Origin of the sequence: Proteiniborus sp. (assembly GCF_040308045.1) — a bacterium.
GTDB lineage: Bacteria > Bacillota > Clostridia > Tissierellales > Proteiniboraceae > Proteiniborus.
The window spans coordinates 1-21,207 of record NZ_JAWRHZ010000014.1; the positions used below are offsets into that span (position 1 = coordinate 1).

20 protein-coding genes are annotated in these 21,207 nt (G+C 33.3%); 19 read left to right on the top strand and 1 reads right to left on the bottom strand.

Features of this window, described 5'->3' with window-relative positions; all coding sequences use genetic code 11:
• The 17 genes from ABV008_RS02195 to ABV008_RS02275 form a co-directional block, all read left to right on the top strand.
• Positions 1 to 322: sodium ion-translocating decarboxylase subunit beta (locus ABV008_RS02195; protein ID WP_352418007.1), on the top strand; the 322-nt coding region annotated here is incomplete at its 5' end.
• A gap of 168 nt (positions 323 to 490) precedes the next feature.
• Positions 491 to 1,387 (top strand): metallophosphoesterase, encoded by an 897-nt coding sequence (locus ABV008_RS02200; protein ID WP_352418178.1) that lies wholly within the window; start codon positions 491 to 493, stop codon positions 1,385 to 1,387.
• Between the two features lie 47 nt (positions 1,388 to 1,434).
• Complete coding sequence (locus ABV008_RS02205; protein WP_352418179.1) at positions 1,435 to 1,578, top strand: hypothetical protein; 144 nt, start codon at positions 1,435 to 1,437, stop codon at positions 1,576 to 1,578.
• Complete coding sequence (gene mgtE, locus ABV008_RS02210) at positions 1,553 to 2,884, top strand: magnesium transporter (protein WP_352418180.1); 1,332 nt, start codon at positions 1,553 to 1,555, stop codon at positions 2,882 to 2,884. Before ABV008_RS02205 ends, mgtE begins: the two co-directional genes overlap by 26 nt.
• A 282-nt stretch (positions 2,885 to 3,166) precedes the next feature.
• Positions 3,167 to 4,423 (top strand): uracil-xanthine permease family protein, encoded by a 1,257-nt coding sequence (locus ABV008_RS02215; RefSeq protein ID WP_502929734.1) that lies wholly within the window; start codon positions 3,167 to 3,169, stop codon positions 4,421 to 4,423.
• A 179-nt stretch (positions 4,424 to 4,602) separates the two neighbouring features.
• Positions 4,603 to 5,502 carry a glycosylasparaginase gene (locus ABV008_RS02220; protein ID WP_352418181.1) on the top strand — a complete coding sequence of 300 codons (900 nt, stop codon included), beginning with the start codon at positions 4,603 to 4,605 and terminating at the stop codon, positions 5,500 to 5,502.
• A gap of 99 nt (positions 5,503 to 5,601) precedes the next feature.
• Positions 5,602 to 6,291 carry a copper homeostasis protein CutC gene (locus tag ABV008_RS02225; RefSeq protein WP_352418182.1) on the top strand — a complete coding sequence of 230 codons (690 nt, stop codon included), beginning with the start codon at positions 5,602 to 5,604 and terminating at the stop codon, positions 6,289 to 6,291.
• A 207-nt stretch (positions 6,292 to 6,498) separates the two neighbouring features.
• Positions 6,499 to 6,993, top strand: a complete 495-nt coding sequence (gene accB, locus ABV008_RS02230) for an acetyl-CoA carboxylase biotin carboxyl carrier protein (protein WP_352418183.1) — start codon at positions 6,499 to 6,501, stop codon at positions 6,991 to 6,993.
• Between the two features lies 1 nt (position 6,994).
• On the top strand, positions 6,995 to 8,341 hold the full coding sequence (locus ABV008_RS02235) for an acetyl-CoA carboxylase biotin carboxylase subunit (protein ID WP_352418184.1): 1,347 nt from the start codon (positions 6,995 to 6,997) through the stop codon (positions 8,339 to 8,341).
• 23 nt (positions 8,342 to 8,364) lie between these two features.
• Positions 8,365 to 9,192 (top strand): acetyl-CoA carboxylase, carboxyltransferase subunit beta, encoded by an 828-nt coding sequence (gene accD, locus ABV008_RS02240; protein WP_352418185.1) that lies wholly within the window; start codon positions 8,365 to 8,367, stop codon positions 9,190 to 9,192.
• Positions 9,185 to 10,135: an acetyl-CoA carboxylase carboxyltransferase subunit alpha gene (locus ABV008_RS02245; protein WP_352418186.1), complete on the top strand. Its 951-nt coding sequence runs from the start codon at positions 9,185 to 9,187 to the stop codon at positions 10,133 to 10,135. Before accD ends, ABV008_RS02245 begins: the two co-directional genes overlap by 8 nt.
• Positions 10,136 to 10,639: 504 nt before the next feature.
• Positions 10,640 to 11,164, top strand: coding sequence for an NADH-quinone oxidoreductase subunit NuoE (gene nuoE, locus ABV008_RS02250; RefSeq protein ID WP_352418187.1), 525 nt, complete (start codon positions 10,640 to 10,642; stop codon positions 11,162 to 11,164).
• A gap of 2 nt (positions 11,165 to 11,166) precedes the next feature.
• On the top strand, positions 11,167 to 12,921 hold the full coding sequence (locus ABV008_RS02255) for an NADH-ubiquinone oxidoreductase-F iron-sulfur binding region domain-containing protein (RefSeq protein WP_352418188.1): 1,755 nt from the start codon (positions 11,167 to 11,169) through the stop codon (positions 12,919 to 12,921).
• Positions 12,922 to 12,936: 15 nt separating this feature from the next.
• A complete protein-coding gene (locus ABV008_RS02260; protein ID WP_352418189.1) occupies positions 12,937 to 16,515 on the top strand; it encodes a molybdopterin-dependent oxidoreductase in 3,579 nt (1,192 codons plus the stop codon).
• Positions 16,516 to 16,716: 201 nt separating this feature from the next.
• Positions 16,717 to 17,454: a transposase gene (locus ABV008_RS02265; protein ID WP_352418190.1), complete on the top strand. Its 738-nt coding sequence runs from the start codon at positions 16,717 to 16,719 to the stop codon at positions 17,452 to 17,454.
• Positions 17,455 to 17,848: 394 nt separating this feature from the next.
• The gene (locus ABV008_RS02270; RefSeq protein ID WP_352418191.1) at positions 17,849 to 18,274 is read left to right on the top strand and encodes a HEPN domain-containing protein; all 426 of its coding nucleotides are present in this window, start codon (positions 17,849 to 17,851) and stop codon (positions 18,272 to 18,274) included.
• Positions 18,241 to 18,567, top strand: coding sequence for a nucleotidyltransferase domain-containing protein (locus ABV008_RS02275; RefSeq protein ID WP_352418192.1), 327 nt, complete (start codon positions 18,241 to 18,243; stop codon positions 18,565 to 18,567). Before ABV008_RS02270 ends, ABV008_RS02275 begins: the two co-directional genes overlap by 34 nt.
• 90 nt (positions 18,568 to 18,657) lie before the next feature.
• Here the strand turns inward: ABV008_RS02275 and ABV008_RS02280 are convergent, their stop codons facing one another.
• Positions 18,658 to 19,032, bottom strand: a complete 375-nt coding sequence (locus tag ABV008_RS02280) for a L,D-transpeptidase (protein ID WP_352418193.1) — start codon at positions 19,030 to 19,032, stop codon at positions 18,658 to 18,660.
• A 249-nt stretch (positions 19,033 to 19,281) separates the two neighbouring features.
• Here ABV008_RS02280 and ABV008_RS02285 point away from each other — a divergent pair, with 249 nt between their 5' ends.
• Both ABV008_RS02285 and ABV008_RS02290 read left to right on the top strand, forming a co-directional pair.
• The gene (locus tag ABV008_RS02285; protein WP_352418194.1) at positions 19,282 to 19,608 is read left to right on the top strand and encodes a PadR family transcriptional regulator; all 327 of its coding nucleotides are present in this window, start codon (positions 19,282 to 19,284) and stop codon (positions 19,606 to 19,608) included.
• A complete protein-coding gene (locus tag ABV008_RS02290; RefSeq protein WP_352418195.1) occupies positions 19,598 to 21,109 on the top strand; it encodes a permease prefix domain 1-containing protein in 1,512 nt (503 codons plus the stop codon). The genes ABV008_RS02285 and ABV008_RS02290 overlap by 11 nt, the downstream gene beginning before the upstream one ends.
• Positions 21,110 to 21,207 lie beyond the last annotated feature (98 nt).

A 21,207-nucleotide genomic window follows, 5' to 3' on the forward strand; every position in this document is an offset into this window, starting at 1 on the left:
AGCCACAGCAACAGCAGAACAGTTCTGGAACATAGGAACATTAAAAATAATAGCATTAGGATTAATAGCATTCTCCATAGGAACAGCAACAGGTTTAATATTTGGTAAGATAATGTACAAGCTATCAGGTGGTAAAGTAAATCCACTAATAGGAGCAGCAGGAGTATCAGCAGTACCAATGGCAGCAAGAATAGTACAAAAAGTAGGACAACAAGAAAACCCATCAAACTTCCTACTAATGCATGCAATGGGGCCAAACGTTGCAGGAGTTATAGGCTCAGCAGTAGCGGCAGGAGCACTTTTGATGTTCTTTGGTAGTTAAAAACACATTAAAAAGAGCTGTCTCAAACTAGATAGAAAATAATTTCTAGAGTGAGACAGCTCTTTAATTTGCTTAAAATAGTTTATGATAGAAAAACAATAATGCATATAGCTAATATTTTTTCTGGTTTTTTAATCTACTGTTGTGATATTATAACAAGTGTACCTAATGAAGTTTGAACTTCCATTGAGGGGAGTGATGGTTATATCCGCTTATAGAAACACAATAAATATCAAATCCTTGGGAGTTATAATTATAATCCTCATAATTATTACAGCTTTTTTTTATTCTCAAAACAACTGGATTTCAAAGACTAGATTTAAAATATATTCTCAAAGACTACCTAAAAATTTTGACGGATTTAAAATAGTACACATATCAGATTTACACAATAAGTCCTTTGGGAAAAAACAACAATATTTAGTAAATCAAATAAAAGAAGAAAATCCTAATATTATTATAATTACAGGTGACTTAATAGATAGTAGGCGATATAATGAATATATAGCAATACAATTTGTTGAAGAAGCAGTTAAAGTAGCTCCTGTATATTATGTAACTGGTAATCATGAATTACGCTCAGGGAAGTTTAAAGTCTTAGAAAAAAAGCTTATAGAAACAGGTGTAAGGGTTTTGAGAAATAGTTGGGAAAAGATAGATATCAATGGTCAAGGTATAGTGATTGCAGGTGTAGATGATCCTTATACTGGAATAAGATATGTAGAGCCAGTAGTTATAAAAGAATACTTAAGAGAAACCACAAAAGACTTAGATAAGAATAGCTTTAAAATACTACTATCACATAGGCCTGAAAAAATAAAAGCGTATGCAGAATTTGGCTTCGATTTGGTATTTAGTGGGCATGCTCATGGAGGTCAGGTAAGGATTCCCTTTTTAGGAGGACTAATAGTACCTAATCAAGGATTCTTCCCTAAATACACATCTGGTTTGCATAAAATTAAAGACACCATTATGATAATAAGTAGAGGACTAGGCAATAGTATAGTACCTCAGCGCATTTTTAATAGACCAGAAATAATAATTACAGAGCTTTTAGTGGAGTGATATAAAAATATCTCTGCTAGTCAAAATAATAAATAAAGAGGTGATAAATGGTGGATTCCGATCCGTACGGGAATAGTTTTTTAGGAAAAATGAATAATAAGGTAGAGGGATATACCATTTTGTCACTTTTGAAGGTTTCCTCTACCGTAGAAGGAGGAAGAAAATATGGAAAAGGTATTAGATCTGATTAGAGAAAACAAACTCATGCAAGCAAGAAATGAATTAAAAGATATGAATGTAGTAGATATAGCACAGCTTTTAGATGAAACAAGCCAGGAAAAAATGCTCATTATTTTCCGAATCTTACCTAAGGATATATCTGCAAATGTATTTTCTTATTTGTCATCTGAACAGCAAAGATATATTATTGAGTCCATTACCGATAAAGAAATAAAAACTATTATAGATGAACTATTTTTAGATGATACGATAGATTTTTTGGAAGAACTTCCTGCAAATGTAGTAAAAAAGGTACTCAAAAATGCTGATGAGAATACTAGAGCACTGATAAATCAGTTTTTGAAATATCCTGAGAACTCAGCAGGAAGTATTATGACCATAGAGTATGTGGACTTGAAAAAGAAAATGACAGTTAAGGAAGCATTAGAGCATATTAAGAAAACTGGTATAGACAAGGAAACTATAAACACATGCTATGTTATGGATAAAAACAGAAGACTTGAAGGTGTTATTTCTATAAGGCAGCTAATTTTAAACGATGAAGATACTATCATTAAAGATATAATGGATGAAAATGTAATATATGTTCATACTCTTGAAGATCAAGAATATGTAGCAGATACATTTAGAAAATATGATTTTATCTCTATGCCAGTTGTAGACAATGAAAATAGACTTGTGGGTATTATTACAATTGATGATATAGTAGATATTATAGAGCAAGAAAATACAGAAGACTTTCAAAAGATGGCTGCTATGGCACCATCAGAAGAGGAATATTTAAAAACAGGTGTATTTTCTTTAGCTAAACATAGAGTAATATGGCTTTTAGTCCTTATGATTTCAGCTACTTTTACTGGAAATATTATTAAAAGATTTGAAGATGTGCTTTCGTCAGTAGTGGTATTAGCTGCATTTATTCCTATGCTAATGGATACAGGTGGAAATGCTGGCTCACAATCATCGACTTTAATTATACGTGGCTTGGCTTTAGGTGAAATTGAATTAAAAGATATAATGAAAGTTGTTTGGAAAGAGTTAAGAGTAAGTATAGTTGTAGGGACTGTACTAGCAATTATCAATTTTTTGAGGATTTATTTCGTAGAAAAAACGGATTTTTATATATCATTAGCTATTTGCATAAGCTTGTTTTTTACTGTTATAATAGCAAAAGTTGTAGGAGGAATACTTCCTATTGCAGCTAAAAAATTCAAGCTAGACCCAGCTATTATGGCTAGCCCATTAATTACAACAATAGTAGACGCATTTGCACTTATAATATACTTCACCACAGCTACAAAATTATTAGGAATTTAAGCAAAGTATTATCCATTAAATTCCTGTTGAATGTGTTTTTAATAGCTGGTATAATATCTAAGAACAAAATTAAAGAATAAATCTTTAAATCAGCCCAGAGAGGCTGGCAAGATTGTGATATGGAATGGTATATATTTAATATGCATATAACTTCTTGCGCTTTGCAAGAAGTTTTTTTATGACCTAACCTTAATTACAATTAAAGCGTGCCTTTTAAATCAGCACTGTGAGGCTGAAAAAGGGAGAAAAACTCTCCCACAAACTAAAAGAGGAGGTTTTTTCATGGTTGAAAATGTAATGAAAAACAAAAAGTACACTAAAGTAGAGACTAGCTTATTAGCAAATTCAAAAAAAGCTATTTTAGCTATGCAGCATTTAATAGCAATGTTTGGAGCAACTGTATTAGTTCCGATATTAACAGGGTTTGATCCATCAGTGGCATTATTTTCAGCAGGACTTGGTACCCTGATATTCCATCTTTGTACTAAAGGGAAGGTTCCAGTTTTTCTAGGCTCATCTTTCGCATTTATACCGTTAATACTAACAGTGAAAGAATTATATAATGGAGATTTGGCGTATGCTCAAGGTGGGATAGTTGTAGCAGGATTGATTTACGTAGTACTCTCTTTCCTTGTAAAGAAAATAGGGGTAGAAAAAATACAAAAAGTTCTTTCGCCTCAAGTAGTTGGGCCTATGATAATGGTAATAGGACTAAACTTAATACCAACAGCCTTTGGAATGGCATCAGAAAACATGGCAATAGCAGCTGTAACCCTAGGAATAGCATTATTAATAAACTTTAAAAGCAAGGGATTTATCAAGCAGCTATCTATTCTAATAGCAGTAATTGCAGGATATCTAGTATCTATGAAGCTTGGAATTGTAAATGTAGATGTAGTGAAGGATGCTTCACTAGTAGCATTACCAGCCTTTAGGCTTCCAAAGTTTGATATAGGTGCTATAGCAATAATCGCTCCAGTAGTTCTAGCAGTTTTTATGGAACATCTAGGAGACATAACAACTAATGGACAAGTTGTTGGAAAAAACTTTATAGAGGATCCAGGTCTAAATAGAACACTTTTAGGAGATGGATTGGCAACAATGGCAGCGGCGTTAATTGGAGGACCAGCTAATACAACCTATGGAGAAAATACAGGTGTACTTGCCTTAACTAAAAATTATGACCCATCAATATTAAGGTTAACAGCAATCTTTGCCATAGCATTAGGACTTGTATCAAAAGTAGGTGCAGTACTAACTACAATACCAACTGCAGTAATGGGTGGTATCAGCTTAATGCTATTTAGCATGATTTCATTAATAGGTGTTAAAACCATAAAAAATAGCAAGGTAGAGTTTAATATAAGAAACATAGTAGTTATGGGTGTTATATTAATCTTAGGTCTTGGAAGTGGAATCATAGAGAAAAAATTTGGAGTATCTATAGGAATACCAATAAATGAAACGGTTAAAATTACAGGATTAAGCTTTGCGGCAATAGTAGGTATAGCTCTAAACCTGATTTTAAATAGAAAATAATAAATGAAATTAAAAAGAGGACACTGAAAAAGTCCTCTTTTGTCATCTGAGCGTTAGTGAAGGATCTCCTATCTCTAACATGGAGGTAGGATTTTTTTATGGACAAAAAACTGCTTTGTGGGATAATAATATTAGATGGTAAGTACTGATAATTGAGAATTATAGAGGAGTTGATAATCATGAGATGGGGAATTATTGCAACTTGGGAGATGGCCTTAGAGGGCGTAAGACATGCTTCAAAAATGCTTGAAAATGGATTAAATGCGGCTGATTCTATGGAAGAAGCTATAAAAATGGTAGAGAACAACCCACTTTATACATCTGTAGGATATGGTGGATTACCAAATGAAAAATGTGAGGTTGAGCTAGATGCTGGGTTTATGGATGGAAACACTCTTTCTGTAGGAGCATTAGGTGGAATTAAAGATTTTAAGAACCCTATATCTATTGCAAAAAACCTTAGTGAAGAAAGATTTAACATTTTTCTTGTAGGTACTGGAGCAGAAGAATACGCACACAAAAGCGGATTTGAAAGTAAGAATATGCTTACAGAAGAATCACGAAAAGCCTGGGAAAAAAGAATACAAGAAATGAAAGATAAAAGCTTAAGTCCTTACGATGGACATGATACAGTTGGAATGGTATGTATTGATAAATATGAGAATCTAGTATCAGGAACATCTACAAGTGGATTGTTCATGAAAAAGAAAGGAAGAGTAGGGGACTCACCACTTCCTGGTTCAGGTTATTATGCAGATAGTCAGGTAGGAGGTGCTGTAGCTACAGGACTTGGAGAAGACATAATGAAGGGCTGTTTATCATATGAAGTAGTAAGATTGATGGAAGAAGGTTTACATCCACAACAGGCAGCTGAAAAAGTAGTTTATGAGTTTAGCAAAAAGCTAGAAAAAAGAAGAGGTAAAGCAGGTGCCATTTCTATAGTTTGCATGAATAAAAACGGAGAATGGGGAGTAGGCACAAATGTCGAGTTTTCATTTGCTGTAGCAACAGATGAAGAAGAGCCAAGAGTATACGTAGCTAACAAGGATGGGGATAAAACCATATATCATCTAGCTTAATATATAATCATAAATAAACTATTGGCGTATATCTTATTATAGGGAATATTTTGCTCTAAGCTCTAGGATAGTAAGGCTATGTTTACAAGGGGGATAAGTATGATTGAGATAATTGCAACAACCATTGAGGATGCAAAAAGGATTGAAAAATCAGGATGCAGTAGAATTGAACTAGTAAGTGCACTGACAGAGGGAGGACTTACACCAAGTTATTCATTGATTAAGAATGTAGTTCAAGCAGTAAATATGCCAGTCAATGTAATGATAAGGCCACATGCTAAATCCTTTATTTATACACAAGAAGAAATTCAGTTAATGAAAGAAGATATTTTTATAGCCAAAGACTTAAAAGCAAATGGAGTAGTGCTAGGAGTAATAAATGAAAAAAACGAAATCTGTGAAGAATCTTTATCTGAGCTTCTTTCAGTATGTGATGCAATAGACGTAACTTTTCATAGAGCAATAGATGAATTATTCGATCCTGTTAGTGGAATAAAGATTTTAAGAAAATATCCTCAAATTGTGAATGTACTCACATCTGGAGGAAAGGGAAATATAGAAAATAATATTGAAGTCATAAGAGATATGATGTCAAATGCAGGTCATATAAACGTACTCCTAGGAGGAGGGCTTAATCATCAAAACATAACACATATCAGGGAAAAAACAAAGGCGACTGATTATCACTTTGGCACAGCAGTAAGAGAAGGTAGGTCACCATTTGGAGAGATTTCTTTAGAGAAAATAAAGACATTGATTGAAATAAAAAATATAAAAGAATTACTATAATTAGTTTTAAAAAGGCTTCTTATACATACAAGAAGCTTTTTTTGTACTCAAAATCATGCATATTTATATCGAATAAAAATCCCATATATATCTTACCAACTTATACCAAACCCTTAATAATTGCATCAATAGCTATGATTATGTTATAATATTAAGTATTAGCACCAGATACTAATTTGAGATATAAGTTTAAGGAGTGAGATACTAGTGGATATAAAAGACATCAAAGATTTGATTATTATAATGGATATGACAAGTATTGAAAAAGTTGAGATAGAGAAAAGCGATGTAAAGATTAAAATAACCAAAGGTGAAAGTAAGAGCTGGGTAAAAAATGATTTAGGGGATACAGAAGTTACTAATATACAAAGTGACAGAAGCCCATCAAATACTACGGAGTTAAAAGATAATAACATTGACAATAAGAAGCATAGTAAGTCCTTAGATAATGTAGAGAATACTTATATTATAAAGTCACCTATAGTAGGTACATTTTATAAAGGCTCTAGTCCTGATGCACCTCCATTTGTAAAAGTTGGAGATAGTGTAGAAAAAGGCCAAACTCTATGTATTATTGAAGCCATGAAAATAATGAATGAAATAGAATGTGAAGCTGCGGGAGAGGTTATTGAAATATATGCAGACAATGAAGATATTGTTGAATACGGACAGCCTATATTGAAAATCAGGAGGCATGAGTAAAATGTTTAGTAAGATACTCATTGCTAATAGGGGTGAGATAGCAGTTAGGATTATTAGGGCATGTAAGGAAATGGGGATAAAGACAGTAGCAGTATATTCAGAAATAGATAGGGACTCAGTTCATGTACACATGGCAGATGAGGCAATTTGCATAGGTCCTGCACCATCAAAGAAAAGCTATTTAAATATTGATAATATAATAAGTGCAGCCTTGGTTACAAAATGCGAAGCTATACATCCTGGGTATGGATTCCTTTCAGAGAATCCTATGCTAGTAGATGCATGCCAATCAAATGGTATTAAATTTATTGGACCTAATAAAGAACATATTGAGAAAATGGGAAATAAATCTGAAGCTAGAAAAACTATGATAGAAGCAGGAGTACCTGTAGTTCCAGGCTCTGAAAACTCTACTAATGAACCTTTAGAAGCCTTTAAGATAGCCAAAGAGGTTGGGTTTCCGGTTATGATTAAAGCTGCAAGCGGAGGAGGAGGTAGAGGGATGAGGATTGTCCGAGGTGAAGAAGAGTTTATAGAAAAATTCAACATGGCTAAATCCGAAGCCTCCACAGCATTTAATGATGACTCTATGTATGTGGAAAAATTCATAGAAGAGCCTAGGCATATTGAATTTCAAATACTGGCAGATTCCTATGGTAATATAATTCACCTTGGCGAAAGAGATTGTTCTCTTCAAAGAAGAAACCAAAAGGTACTAGAAGAGGCTCCATGTGTAAATATTAATGAAGAACTAAGAAACAAAATGGGAGAAATTGCACTAAGAGCAGCGAGAGCAGTAAACTACGTAAGTGCTGGAACTATAGAATTTTTATTAGATAAGTATAATAACTTTTACTTTATAGAGATGAATACAAGAATACAGGTAGAGCATACAATAACAGAGCTTATAACTGGAATAGACTTAATAAAAGAGCAGATAAAAATTGGATATGGTGAAAAGCTAGATATTACTCAAGAAGAAGTAAAGATAAATGGTCATGCAATTGAATGCAGGATAAATGCAGAAGACCCCAAAGAAAACTTCAGACCTTCTCCAGGCCAGATAGAAGGATATTTTACTCCTGGAGGATATTGTGTTAGATTGGATAGTCATGTTTATAGCGGCTATCCAATTCCCCCTACTTATGATTCCATGATTGGGAAGCTTATTGTATGGGGAAAGGATAGAAATGAAGCTATAAATAGGATGAAGAGAGCATTAGATGAAATGGTAGTTACCGGAGTAAATACTAATATTGAATTTCAAAAAGAAATATTGAATAATGAAAGTTTTTTGGCAAATAAGATAGATACTTCATTCATAGAGAGAGAAATATTTAATAAATAGTTGTAGTAAAAGGAGAAAAATAAATGCTTAAGGACTTATTTCATAAAAAGAAATATGCATCAATAACATTGTATAAGGATGATAATAACGAAAAAAAGCATATAAAAACTGAGGATTTAAAGCAAAGCCTAGATATGAGGATAGAGGACAATGAGTATCCTAGAATAGGTGCTAGAGATAGAATTAATGAACTAATAGATGAAAATACATTTATAGAATATGATGTAGATCTGAAATCAGCTAATCCTTTAAACTTTCCGGAATATGCTGAAAAGACTAATAGTGCAGTGCAAAAGACAGGACAAAATGAAGCTGTCATCACAGGCGAAGGAAGGATAATGGGAGAAAGCTGCATTATATGTGTAATGGAGCCTAATTTCATGATGGGGAGTATGGGCTCAGTAGTTGGAGAAAAGATTACAAGAGCAGTGGAAAAAGCAACCGAAAAAAGACTTCCTGTCATTATATTCTCTGCATCTGGAGGAGCCAGAATGCAGGAGGGAATTTTGTCATTGATGCAAATGGCTAAGACATCTGCAGCTCTGGGAAAATTATCTGAAGAAGGATTATTATATATTTCAGTGTTAACAGACCCCACAACTGGAGGAGTTACTGCTAGCTTCGCAATGCAAGGTGATATTATTATTTCAGAGCCAGGAGCTTTAATTGGATTTGCAGGTCCTAGAGTTATTGAGCAGACCATTAGACAAAAGCTGCCAGAAGGGTTTCAAAGAGCAGAATTTTTGCTGGAAAAAGGATTTATAGATAAAATTGTTCATAGAAAAGATATGAGAAATACATTATCTATATTATTAAATATTCACGCATCAGGTGGTGAATTCAATGCATAAGGCATTAGATTTTGAAAAACCAATTAATGAGCTTGATAATAAAATCAATGAATTAAAGAACTTTGCACAGGAGAATAATGTAGACTTGTCTCATGAAATAGACATATTAGTAAATAAGCTTGAAAAAATAAAAAAGCAAAATTATGAAAGCCTGACTCCGTGGCAGAAAGTAAAGATTGCACGACTACAGGGAAGACCTACTTCTTTAGATTATATTGAGAGACTAATAGAAGATTTTGTAGAGCTGCATGGAGATAGATTTTATGGAGATGACAGTGCAATAGTAGGAGGAATAGGAAAGTTTAATGGTATCCCAGTAACAGTAATAGGTCATCAAAAAGGGAAAGATACAAAAGAAAATATTAAAAGAAATTTCGGAATGCCGCATCCAGAAGGATATAGAAAAGCATTGAGGCTTATGAAACAAGCAGAGAAGTTCAAAAGACCTATTATAACTTTTATAGATACACCGGGAGCCTACTGTGGTCTAGAGGCAGAGAAAAGAGGACAGGGAGAAGCAATAGCACAAAATCTTATAGAAATGAGCAGATTAAAAACTCCAATTATAGCAATAGTCATAGGAGAAGGAGGAAGCGGAGGGGCCTTGGCCCTTGGAGTTGGTGATAGAGTATGTATGCTAGAAAACTCTATTTATTCAGTAATATCTCCTGAAGGTCTTTCAAGCATATTGTGGAAGGATGCAGCTCTTTATCAAAAGGCAGCTGATATTATGAAACTAACCTCACAGGATTTATTATCATTAAATATTATAGATGATATTATTAAAGAACCATTAGAAGGGGCGCACAAGAATATAGATCGTGTTTCAGATAATATTAAAGAATATTTACAAAACAAGCTTCAGGTTCTTGTGAATATGAATATTAAAGAATTAATAAATAGAAGATATGAAAAATTCAGGAAAATTGGAGTGTGGCACTAAAGGTAGAATACATCAAGGTCTTCTATATGAATCTTTGCAAATTTAATTGAAGATTTTTTAACTATAATGATACGGGAAAATACTATATGAAAGTCAATGTTAATAAATACTAAGAATTTTTCCGAAAAAAATAGTTTTATGTCGTAATTGTTAACAAATTTATATATTTAGTATAAATAAACGACAAATAATTAACTGCATTTAATGAAAAAAGAAAAAAAGAAAGAGCTAAAATCCAACGAATAAAGTAAATACTATAACAAAGATGGCAAAAAAGTTAACAGAATTTTTTAAGGGTTTCTTTACTAAAATAGTAAACCGTGGTATTATATTATGTGTTTATTATGGCAAAAAAATTTGCAAAAGTAGGGAAATCGCTTGGTTATTTATGACTAAGAAAACCCAAAAAATAATTTTTAAGGAAACGTAGTCTGGTTTTAACAAATTTTTTAAATTATTAACATAAGAAATTATTAACAAATTTAGCTGAGAGGAGTGTAAAATATGCAATGCTGTAAAGAGAAAAATAATAATGAAGTATCTAATAACTCCACTTTTGATTTGGACAAGCTAAAACCTACACTTGAGAAGTACAAGGGTACAAGAGGAAGTTTAATTAGTATACTACAAAAAGCACAAGATATTTATGGCTATCTTCCTGTAGAAGTGCTTAATCATATAGCAAAGGAAACAGGAGTAAAGCCAGCAAAGGTTCATGGAGTAGTTACGTTTTATACTCAGTTTAGATTAAATCCTGTAGGAAAGTATTTAATAATGCTATGTCAGGGAACAGCATGCCATGTTAATGGTTCAAAAGCTATAGAAGAAGCTATATATGAAGAGCTTGGTATACATGAAGGAGAAACAACAGAAGATAATCTTTTTACCTTCAATAATGTTGCATGTCTCGGATGTTGTAGCTTATCTCCAGTTATGATGATTAATGGAGAAACATATGGAAAATTAACACCACAAAAAGCAAAAGACATATTAAGAGAAATCAAAAAAAATGAGAGTAAGGAGGCCTAGGCATGAAGATAGTTGTCGGACAAGGTAGCTGTGGTATAGCTGCAGGAGCTAATAAAGTCTATACTGCATTAGAGAATGAGCTTAAAAATGTAGATTCAAATGTTGAGCTTACATTAACAGGATGTATTGGAACATGTTATCTTGAGCCTATTGTAGATGTTATAGACGATGAAGGCAATAAGACTACTTATGTTAAGGTAACACCAGAAATGGCTTCCGAGATAATAGATAAACATATCCAAGGAAATAATAAAATTAATGATTATGTAATAAGCGAAAATGATAAAAATGGTCTAGACAGTCAAAGAAGAATTGCTCTTAGAAACTGTGGGATTATAAATCCTGAATGTATAGACGAATACATTGGTAGTGGTGGATATAAAGGATTAGAAAGGTGTTTAAAGGAATTAGATCCAGAAAAAATAATTGAAGAAATCAAAATCTCTGGACTTAGAGGAAGGGGAGGGGCTGGATTCCCTACATGGTTTAAATGGAATGCAGCATTAGGAAGTAAAGATACCCCGAAATATATAGTATGTAATGCAGACGAAGGTGACCCAGGAGCATTTATGGACAGAAGTGTACTTGAAGGGGACCCACATAGTTTAATTGAAGGTATGATAATAGCTGGATATGCTATAGGAGCAAATGAAGGTGTTGTATATGTAAGAGCTGAATATCCTTTAGCTATTATTAGACTTCAAGAAGCTATGGATGAAGCGGAAAAAAGAGGATATTTAGGAAAGAATATTCTTGGCTTAGATAAATTTGATTTTCATTTAAGAATAAAGGCAGGAGCAGGAGCATTTGTTTGTGGTGAAGAAACAGCACTTATTGCATCACTCGAGGGAGAAAGAGGAATGCCAAGACTAAAACCACCTTTCCCTGCTCAAAAAGGTTATTGGGACAAGCCAACTAATATAAATAACGTTGAAACATACGCCAATGTACCATGGATTCTAGCTAATGGTGGAGCAGCTTTTGCAGAAATAGGAACTGAAAAGAGCAAAGGGACAAAAGTATTTGCACTTACAGGGAAGATAAACAAAGGCGGATTAGTAGAAGTTCCAATGGGTACTCCTATTAGAGAAATAATTTTTGGAATCGGTGGCGGTATTAGAGACGGCAAGACTATAAAAGCCGTACAAATGGGAGGACCTTCAGGAGGTTGTATACCTGAGCATCTGCTAGATACTCCAGTTGACTATGATTCAATAAACAAAACAGGAGCCATAATGGGTTCTGGTGGTATGGTTGTAATGGATGAAACTACTTGTATGGTAGATATGGCTAGATTTTTCCTTGACTTTACTCGTAAAGAATCATGTGGAAAATGTATTCACTGTAGAATAGGTACAAAGAGAATGCTTGAAATATTGACTAGAATTTGTGAAGGAGAAGGAAAAGACGGAGATATTGAACTTCTTGAAGAATTAGGAGAACAAATAAAAGCAGGTTCGCTTTGTGGTCTTGGCCAAACAGCTCCAAATCCAGTTCTTAGTACAATAAGATATTTTAGAGAAGAGTATGAAAAGCATATTTACGAAAAGAAATGTCCTGCTAAGCAATGTAAGAATCTTATAACCTACTCTATACAAGAAGATAAATGTATTGGATGCGGATTATGTAAGAGAAACTGTCCAGTAGGGGCAATAAGTGGCGAAGTTAAGAAAGCACATAAAATTGATACTGAAATATGCATTAAATGCGGTAAATGTAAAGATGTTTGCCGTTTTGGTGCAGTAGAAGTAGAGTAGAAAGGAGGAAAACTAATGTCAGAAATTAGACTTAATATAAATGGAAAAGAAGTAATCGGACGTAAAGGACAAACAATTCTTGAAGTTGCAAGAGCAAATGACATAGAAATACCTACCTTATGTCATGATGAGAGAACAAAAACTTATGGAGCCTGTGGACTTTGTGTAGTTGAGGTTGAAGGGATTCCTAAGCTTTTAAGAGCTTGTGCTACAGAAGCAAGTAATGGAATGGTTGTAAAGACAAAAACTGAAAAAGTAAAGGCTTCAAGAAAAATTGCATTAGAGCTTCTACTTTCAGATCACGTAGGAGACTGTAAGGCACCATGTATGCTTGCTTGTCCAGGAAATACTGATTGTCAGGGATATGTGGGACTTATAGCAAATGGACAATTTAAGGAAGCATTAAAGCTTATTAAAGAGCAACTTCCACTACCTGCTAGTATAGGTAGAGTATGTCCACATCCTTGTGAGGATGCTTGTAGAAGACAATTAGTTGAAGAACCTATATCAATAGCAAACTTAAAATCTTTTGTTGCTGATATTGATTTAAATGATAAAGAATCCTATATGCCAGAAATGAAGCCTGCAACTGGCAAAAAAGTTGGAATCATAGGAGGAGGTCCTGGAGGACTTTCAGCAGCCTATTATTTAGCAGCAGATGGTCATGATGTAACTATATACGAAGCAATGCCAAAGCTTGGTGGTATGCTTAGATATGGAATTCCTCAATATCGTCTTCCAAAGGAAGTATTAGATAAGGAAATTCAACTTATTGAACAAATGGGAGTAAAGATGCTTACAAATATAAAAGTAGGCAAAGATATAACTTTTGATCATATTAGAGAAAAATACGATGCAGTATTTGTATCTATAGGAGCTTGGAAAAGTACTAAACTAAATTGCCCAGGAGAAGAACTAGAGGGGTCAATTGGAGGAATAGACTTTTTAGCTAAGGTTGTAACAAATGAACCAGTTCTACTAGGAGAAAGAGTTGCTGTAGTAGGTGGAGGAAATACAGCAATGGACGCCTGTAGAACTGCAGTAAGACTTGGGGCAAAGGAAGTTTATAATATATACCGTAGAACAAAAGAAGAAATGCCAGCAGAAGAAATTGAAATCAAAGAGGCAGAAGAAGAAGGAGTAGTGTTTAAATTCTTAGTAAGCCCAATAGAAATCGTAGGCGAAAATGGGAAAGTAACTAAAATTAGACTTCAAAAGATGAAGCTTGGAGAGCCTGATAACAGTGGAAGAAGAAGACCTATTCCAATAGAAGGTGAAGAAGAAATCATAGAAGTAGATACTGTAATAGGTGCTATAGGACAATATGTAGATGCTAGTGGACTTGAAGGTGTTGAACTAACTAAGAAAGGTACTATAATTGCAGACGAAAATTCTTTCTTAACAAATCTACCAGGAGTATTTGCAGGTGGAGATGCTACAAACAAAGGTCCAAGCATTGCTATAGCTGCTATAGGAGATGCTAAGAGAGCTGCAGGAGTAATATCAAGCTATCTTGAAGGAGAGACAATTCCTTATAAGAAACCATATTATGTTGAGAGACATGATTTAACTTCTGAAGACTTTAAAGATAGAGAGAAACAATATAGATCACCTATGCCACATCTTTCTCCAGTAGAAAGAAAAGATAACTTTAATGAAGTTAATCTTGGTTTCGACGAAGAAGCAGCTAAAAGAGATGCAAAGAGATGTCTGGAATGTGGATGCCACGATGTGTTTGAATGTAAATTAATCCATTATGCAAATGAATATGACGTACAGCCTGAAAGACTAAGTGGAGAATCACATAAACGCCAAGAAAAAGATACTCATCCATTTATCATGAGAAATCCTGATAAGTGTATACTTTGTGGACTTTGCGTAAGAGTATGTGATGAAGTAATGGGAGTTACAGCATTAGGTCTTATTAACAGAGGATTTGACACTATAGTAAAGCCAGCTCTTGATTTACCTCTTAACACTACAGGATGTATATCCTGTGGACAATGTATAAGTGTATGTCCAACAGGAGCCCTTGGTGAAAGATTAGGTATAGAGAAATCAGTACCGGTAGAGCCAAAAGTAACACATACTATTTGTTCGGGGTGTAGTGTTGGATGTAATATCAAACTAAACACAAAGGGAGATATGCTAACTAGAGCCATACCTACAAAAGAAAGTAAAGTAGACAATGGACTTCTATGCGTAAAAGGACGCTTTGGATTTGATATAGCGCAAAAAGGTACTAGACTTGTTAAACCAATGGTTAAAAAAGATGGCAAGCTTGAAGAAGTATCATGGGAAGAAGCATTCCTTTATACAGCTAAAAAGGCTCAAAGTCTTGCAATGCTACACGGAAGCAATTCTATTGCAGTTTCAGTTTCAGATAGATATACAAATGAAGAAGTGTATTTAGCATCTAAGTTTGGTAAAGAAGTATTAAAAACAAATAATATCACTAGCTTTAACAGAGTTAGCCATGGCATCAAAGACGTACTAGGATATGATGCATCATCAAATACATTTGATGAACTATTGTCAACAGAGACAATACTTTTAGTTGGTTCAGATATCATGCAACATCATACAATAGTTGGACTTAAGATTAAGAAAGCTACACAAAATGGAGCTAAGCTATTAGTAGTAAATCCATTTGAATCACAAGCTGATGAGTGGGCATATAGAAAATATAGTCCAGAAAACAATGTGAAATTCTTAAAAGAGATTGCAAAGGCTCTTATTGAAAAAGGATTCTCACCATCAGAAAGCAAGGCAATAGGATTTGAGGAGCTAAAAGCAGACTTAGAAGGAATAACTCCTAGTGAAGCAGCAGTAGAAATAGCTGAACTATACGGAAAATCCAAAAAGGCTATGATAGTATTTGAGCAAAATACCCTAAGCTCAACTGGTGCAAAGATGCTTGCAAACATAGCTGTTATCTCTGGACATATAGGAAGTCCAAGAAACGGAATTATCCAGCTTAAGTTAAACAACAACAGCCAAGGCTTAGTTGACATGGGTATAGATAAAGATTCAAATGAAATAGCAAAAGCAATAGAAAACGGAACTATAAAAGGATTATTGGTATTTGGTGAAGATATACCACAGGTAGACCTAAAGAAACTAGACTTCCTAATGGTACAAGACACTCACCTAACAGAAACAGCTAAGGCGGCAGACGTAGTTATACCAGCAGTAAGCTTTGCAGAATCAGAAGGAACATTTACAAGCTCAGAAAGAAGAATTCAGAGAATAAACAAAGCTATAATCCCAATGAGTGGATACGAAAACTGGAGGGTAATAGTAGAGCTTGCAAGAGTACTAGGAACTAACCTAGACTACACTAGCCCAAAAGAAATATTTGCAGAGTTAATTACAGTAAGAAGAGAATACTTCAAAGCAAATATCGAAGGTAACAGCACAACCTTCTGGCCTGTAAATGGCAGCAATGTACTTTACACAGAAGGATTTAACTTCGAAGATAAAAAAGCAAAACTACAAACAGTATCAGACGAAGAACTATTCATAGAAAAAGCAAATACAAATAATCTAAGAAATCAATTTATTGAGTTTCTTAAAGAGAAAGAGTTAATCTAGTCATAAATGAAGGCCAGTCAAAGCGATTAATGTCGCCTTGACTGGCTTTTTAACTTTTTTGTTTTATGCATTGGGGATGCATTGGGGACGGTTCTTTTTGCATTTATATTGAAATTATTCCAAAACATGACAAAATTGTCTTGAGGTGAGAACATGCCAAGAAAAGCTATAAAAGAAAGCTAGACAGGTTACTATCATGTAATGATGAGAGGTAACAATAAGGAAATGATATTTGAAAGAACAGCAGAAAAACAGTATTTTATCGAACAACTGCGCTATCAAATAGAAAAAGAAACTATTTCAATAGCTACATATTGCATAATGGACAACCACATACATTTATTAATTCATTCAGAATTAAAAGCAATGATTGATGCCCTTAAATGGATAAATATAAAATTTGCAGGAGTATATAATTTAAAATACAAAAGAATAGGACATGTTTTCCAGGATAGATTTAAAAGTGAGGTTATTGATACAGAGGAATATTTAATAGGAGCCCTGCGATACATACCTAACAATCCTGTAAAGGCTAAAATAGCACATAATGTAGATAGTTATCACTGGAGTAGTTACAAAGAATATACGGAAGCGAAAAGTGGATTAGTAAGTCTTGATGAACGTGAAATGGTACTAGGCCTTTTTTCAAACTCATTAGAACAGTTCAAGAAGTTTCACTTAGAAGAAGAAACCAGTGAATTTTTAGAGATTAGTGAAGATTTGGAGCAAGAACGTGAAGAAAGAGCAAAGATGATTATCAATAAATATATCGAAAAATTTGGGATGAAAGATATTAAAGAATTAAGTAAAAACAATGGTCTCTTAGAAGGCATTATTACAGAACTTCTAAAAAAGAGCTATTTATCACATAGAAGAAATTCAGAATTATTAGAAATAACTAGGGGAACTGTTCATAATATATCAAAGAAGCGCAATTAGAAGCAAAAAAAAGAACCATACCTTATGCATTCTAATAATTAAGTTTATAGTCTTTTTTAGTAGTGTAAATGGGTGCATGATGGGAATATAATTTGATGCAAAAAGAACCATCCCCAATGCATCATAAGAGAGTAAATAATTAAGGGTATAGTGGGAAACGGTTAATTTAATCAAAAAGTGAAAGCCAATTGAAGCGATAATTATCGCTTTAATTGGTTTTTTTAGGCGGAATTATAATATTAAGTACGGTATTTTACGTTACCACAAGACCAAAGTGATGCAATACGACCGTTCTTTTTGAATCTAAACTTTCAAAATCAGCTCAGTATTATTGAATGATTAAATATGTTATAATAGTAAATAATGACAATGATTTTATAAGAAGGTGATTAGATTGGATAACAAAGAAAAATATAGTTATTGGGAAGATATAGCAGATTATGATTTGGGTACAGCTGAAGCAATGTTATTATCAGGTAGATACTTATATGTTGTATTTATGTGTCAACAAGCAGTTGAGAAACTCACAAAGGGACTACTTGTATTGCATAAAGGAGAAGAGCCTCCAAGAACTCATAACATATGGAGCGTTTTCGATAGGACTTTTGATATAGATAGGTTTGAGGAAAAGGAAAAGACAGTAGCAGAAAATTATTTTTCTTTTTTTGATGAGTTATTAGCATACTACATTTCAGAAAGATATCCTTCATATAAAGAAAAATTATCAGAATCTATAACAAAGGAAAAGGCCAGTGAAGTGCTAAATAAATCTAAGGAGGTAATTTCATGGCTAAAATCCCTGAGAACATTAGAAATATAGTTGAAGACTATTTGAAAGATCTAAGCTCTGAAATCAAAATAGATAAGGCTATTATATTTGGTTCGTATGCTAAAGGCAATTATAATGTAGATAGCGATATCGACTTAGCTATATTTTCTGACTCTTTTAAATATATGGAACGTGTAGAAAGTATCAAATATTTATTAAAGAGAGCTAGAAAGTATAGAGGAGTGGATTTACAGCCAATTTCTTTCACAAAACAGGAGTATGAGGAACGATTGGGATTTGTTGAAGAGGTATTAAGAACAGGGATTGAACTATCAATAAGTTAGTATTAATTTTTATAATAACCATCTGACTATAGATCTATAATTAGGTTTATAGTCTTTTTTTATAGGTTATTGGGTGCATAAATTGCGCCCTCACACAATTCTAACAACTGTTCCAATAGGTACTGTATTTGCTAATTCAATAACGTCATTATTATACATTCGAACACAGCCATTTGAGACAGCCTTTCCGATAGACGAAGGGTTGTTGGTTCCATGAATTCCATAATGGGGTTTACTTAACCCTAACCATCTAGCACCGAAGGGTCCTCCTGGGTTTACTGCCCTATTTACTATTGTAAATGTCCCTGTTGGAGTAGGAGTAGAAGGTTTACCTATGGCTATAGGGTATGATTTATACCACTGCCCGTTTCTAAATACAGTCAAGGTACGAGCTGCTCTGTTAATAGTGATACTGTATGTTTGCATGATGCTATGCATATAAAACATATATGGATAAGTGTACATAAAATCACTCCTAGGCCTTATTTATATATAATATTGTTTTAGGTGATAAATTGGGATTGAAATAGAGGAGTACAAGTAAAATTTATTGTCAAAGATCCCTTGTGTTTTCTTCTTATCAGATTTTCATTAAAGGAAGAAGTTTAGCTTTATTTTCTAGTTTTTTATTGACAAATTATACCTACGTATATATAATAAATACATATATAGAATTTATATATATGTAGAACTCAAATATATGGAGGTGATTTTATGCAACAGGAAAAGGATATTAGTATGTTAATATTAAACTTACTCAAATCAGGTGATTTGTATGGATATGAAATGATGGAAAAGATAGAGCTTTTGAGTAATGAGTATTTTAAGTTAAAGGCCGGCACTCTTTATCCAATATTACATGGAATGGAGGATGGAGGGCTTATTGAATCTTATGAGAAAAAAGCAGACAATGGTAGAATGAGAAAGTATTATCGCATTACGAACCAAGGGGGTAAGGTTTTAAAAGAAAAAAAGTCAGAGTGGAAAAGTTATGTTGAAATGATTACAAGCATACTGGGGGAACAAGCCTATGAAAATTGATGAATATATAGACTTAGTATGTAAAGAGATTAAGAACAGGAGAATTCGTTCTTCTATTAATAGAGAATTGTATAGCCACTTAACTGAGCTTAAGGAAGATTATATAGATCAAGGAATGGAACCCTTAGAAGCGGAGCTTAAAAGTGTAAGAGACATGGGAGATCCTCAAAGTACAGGACAGAGGTTGAATGAGATTCATAAGCATAAACCTGAGTGGCGTCTATTAATAACTTCAATAGCTATTATTGTTTTAGGAATCATAGTCCAGTACATAGCTTTTCCTAATAGGGCAGCTTACACTACTATAACAAATGGACTAGCTAGTATTTTAGTGTTTGTTTTCTTTTATTATGTTGACTATACTTTCTTGCTAAAATATAAATCAGAGGCTTTTGTAGGTGCTATTTTGCTAATAGCTTTACCTTTTATATTTAAGCTTTTCGAGTATAGCATATGGTTTGCACTGATTATTATTTTTCCTATATTATCTCTATTAAAAAATCCCGACGAAAATAATGAAAAAAGCAATTACACAGATCCTGTACATAGAGAACATAGCAAGGAGAACACTAGTAAAAGTATTTTTGACGGCATGGAAAGTGGATGGACAAGATTAATTCTTCTTAATTTTCCACAAAGCTATGGATTGAGAGGATTGTTTGCAGTTATACTATTAGCTTCAGTTTTAATTAGAGTCGTTGGTTTTAGCAGTGTTCAAAATGCCTATTTATACATGTTAGCATTTATAGTTTTCCTAGTAACTATTCAGTTTAAAAATGACAATAAAATCAAACCAATTATCTTATACTATGGATTTGTATTATCATATGGAATGTTTTTTGATGAAAAAGGCATGTTAACACCAGTGTGTCTTATTATGGCAGCAACGCTTATGTACATGCTTCATAGGAACTGGATATCTTTAAAGAAGAGAATAGGTTTGCCACTTATATGGGCACCTTTTATATACTTTATGTTTTTTACAATTAAAGATTATCTAATGAATCCTACTAGTCTTGGAAATTGGACTAACAAAGCTTATGGTTTAAATATTAAAGGAGAACATATAACTTCCATTTTACAAGGCTCTAAGTTTATAGGGAAAGGCTCCTTTGATATTAATTTTAACTTTCAAGCAATGGAGCATTTTATTATTACATATATAATAGGGAACTATGGACTGTTGGCAGGCATTATAGTAATAGAGCTACTTTTGCTGTTAGTTATTTTCTTAGTAGTAAATACATACAAGTCTAAGCATGAGTTTGGAAAAGTTATTTCCTTTGCTTGTTCAGCAACTATATGTGTTGAAGTAATTACATATATACTGTCTAATCTAGGCTTTTTCAGCTTTCCACCTGGATTTCTACCTTTCTTCACAGGAAACTATGTTGCCACTACATTAAATGCTGCATGTCTTGGATTAATTTTATCTATAAGAAGCAATAGAAACATTATAGATGAAGAAAAAATATTTCTTAGAACTAGGAAATACAATTGAATAATTAAAACTTAATTATGAATTTTGCGAAATATAGAAGGTATTATGTAAATTATATAGAATAGCAATAGATAATCAACTGTTATTCCACTATTAAC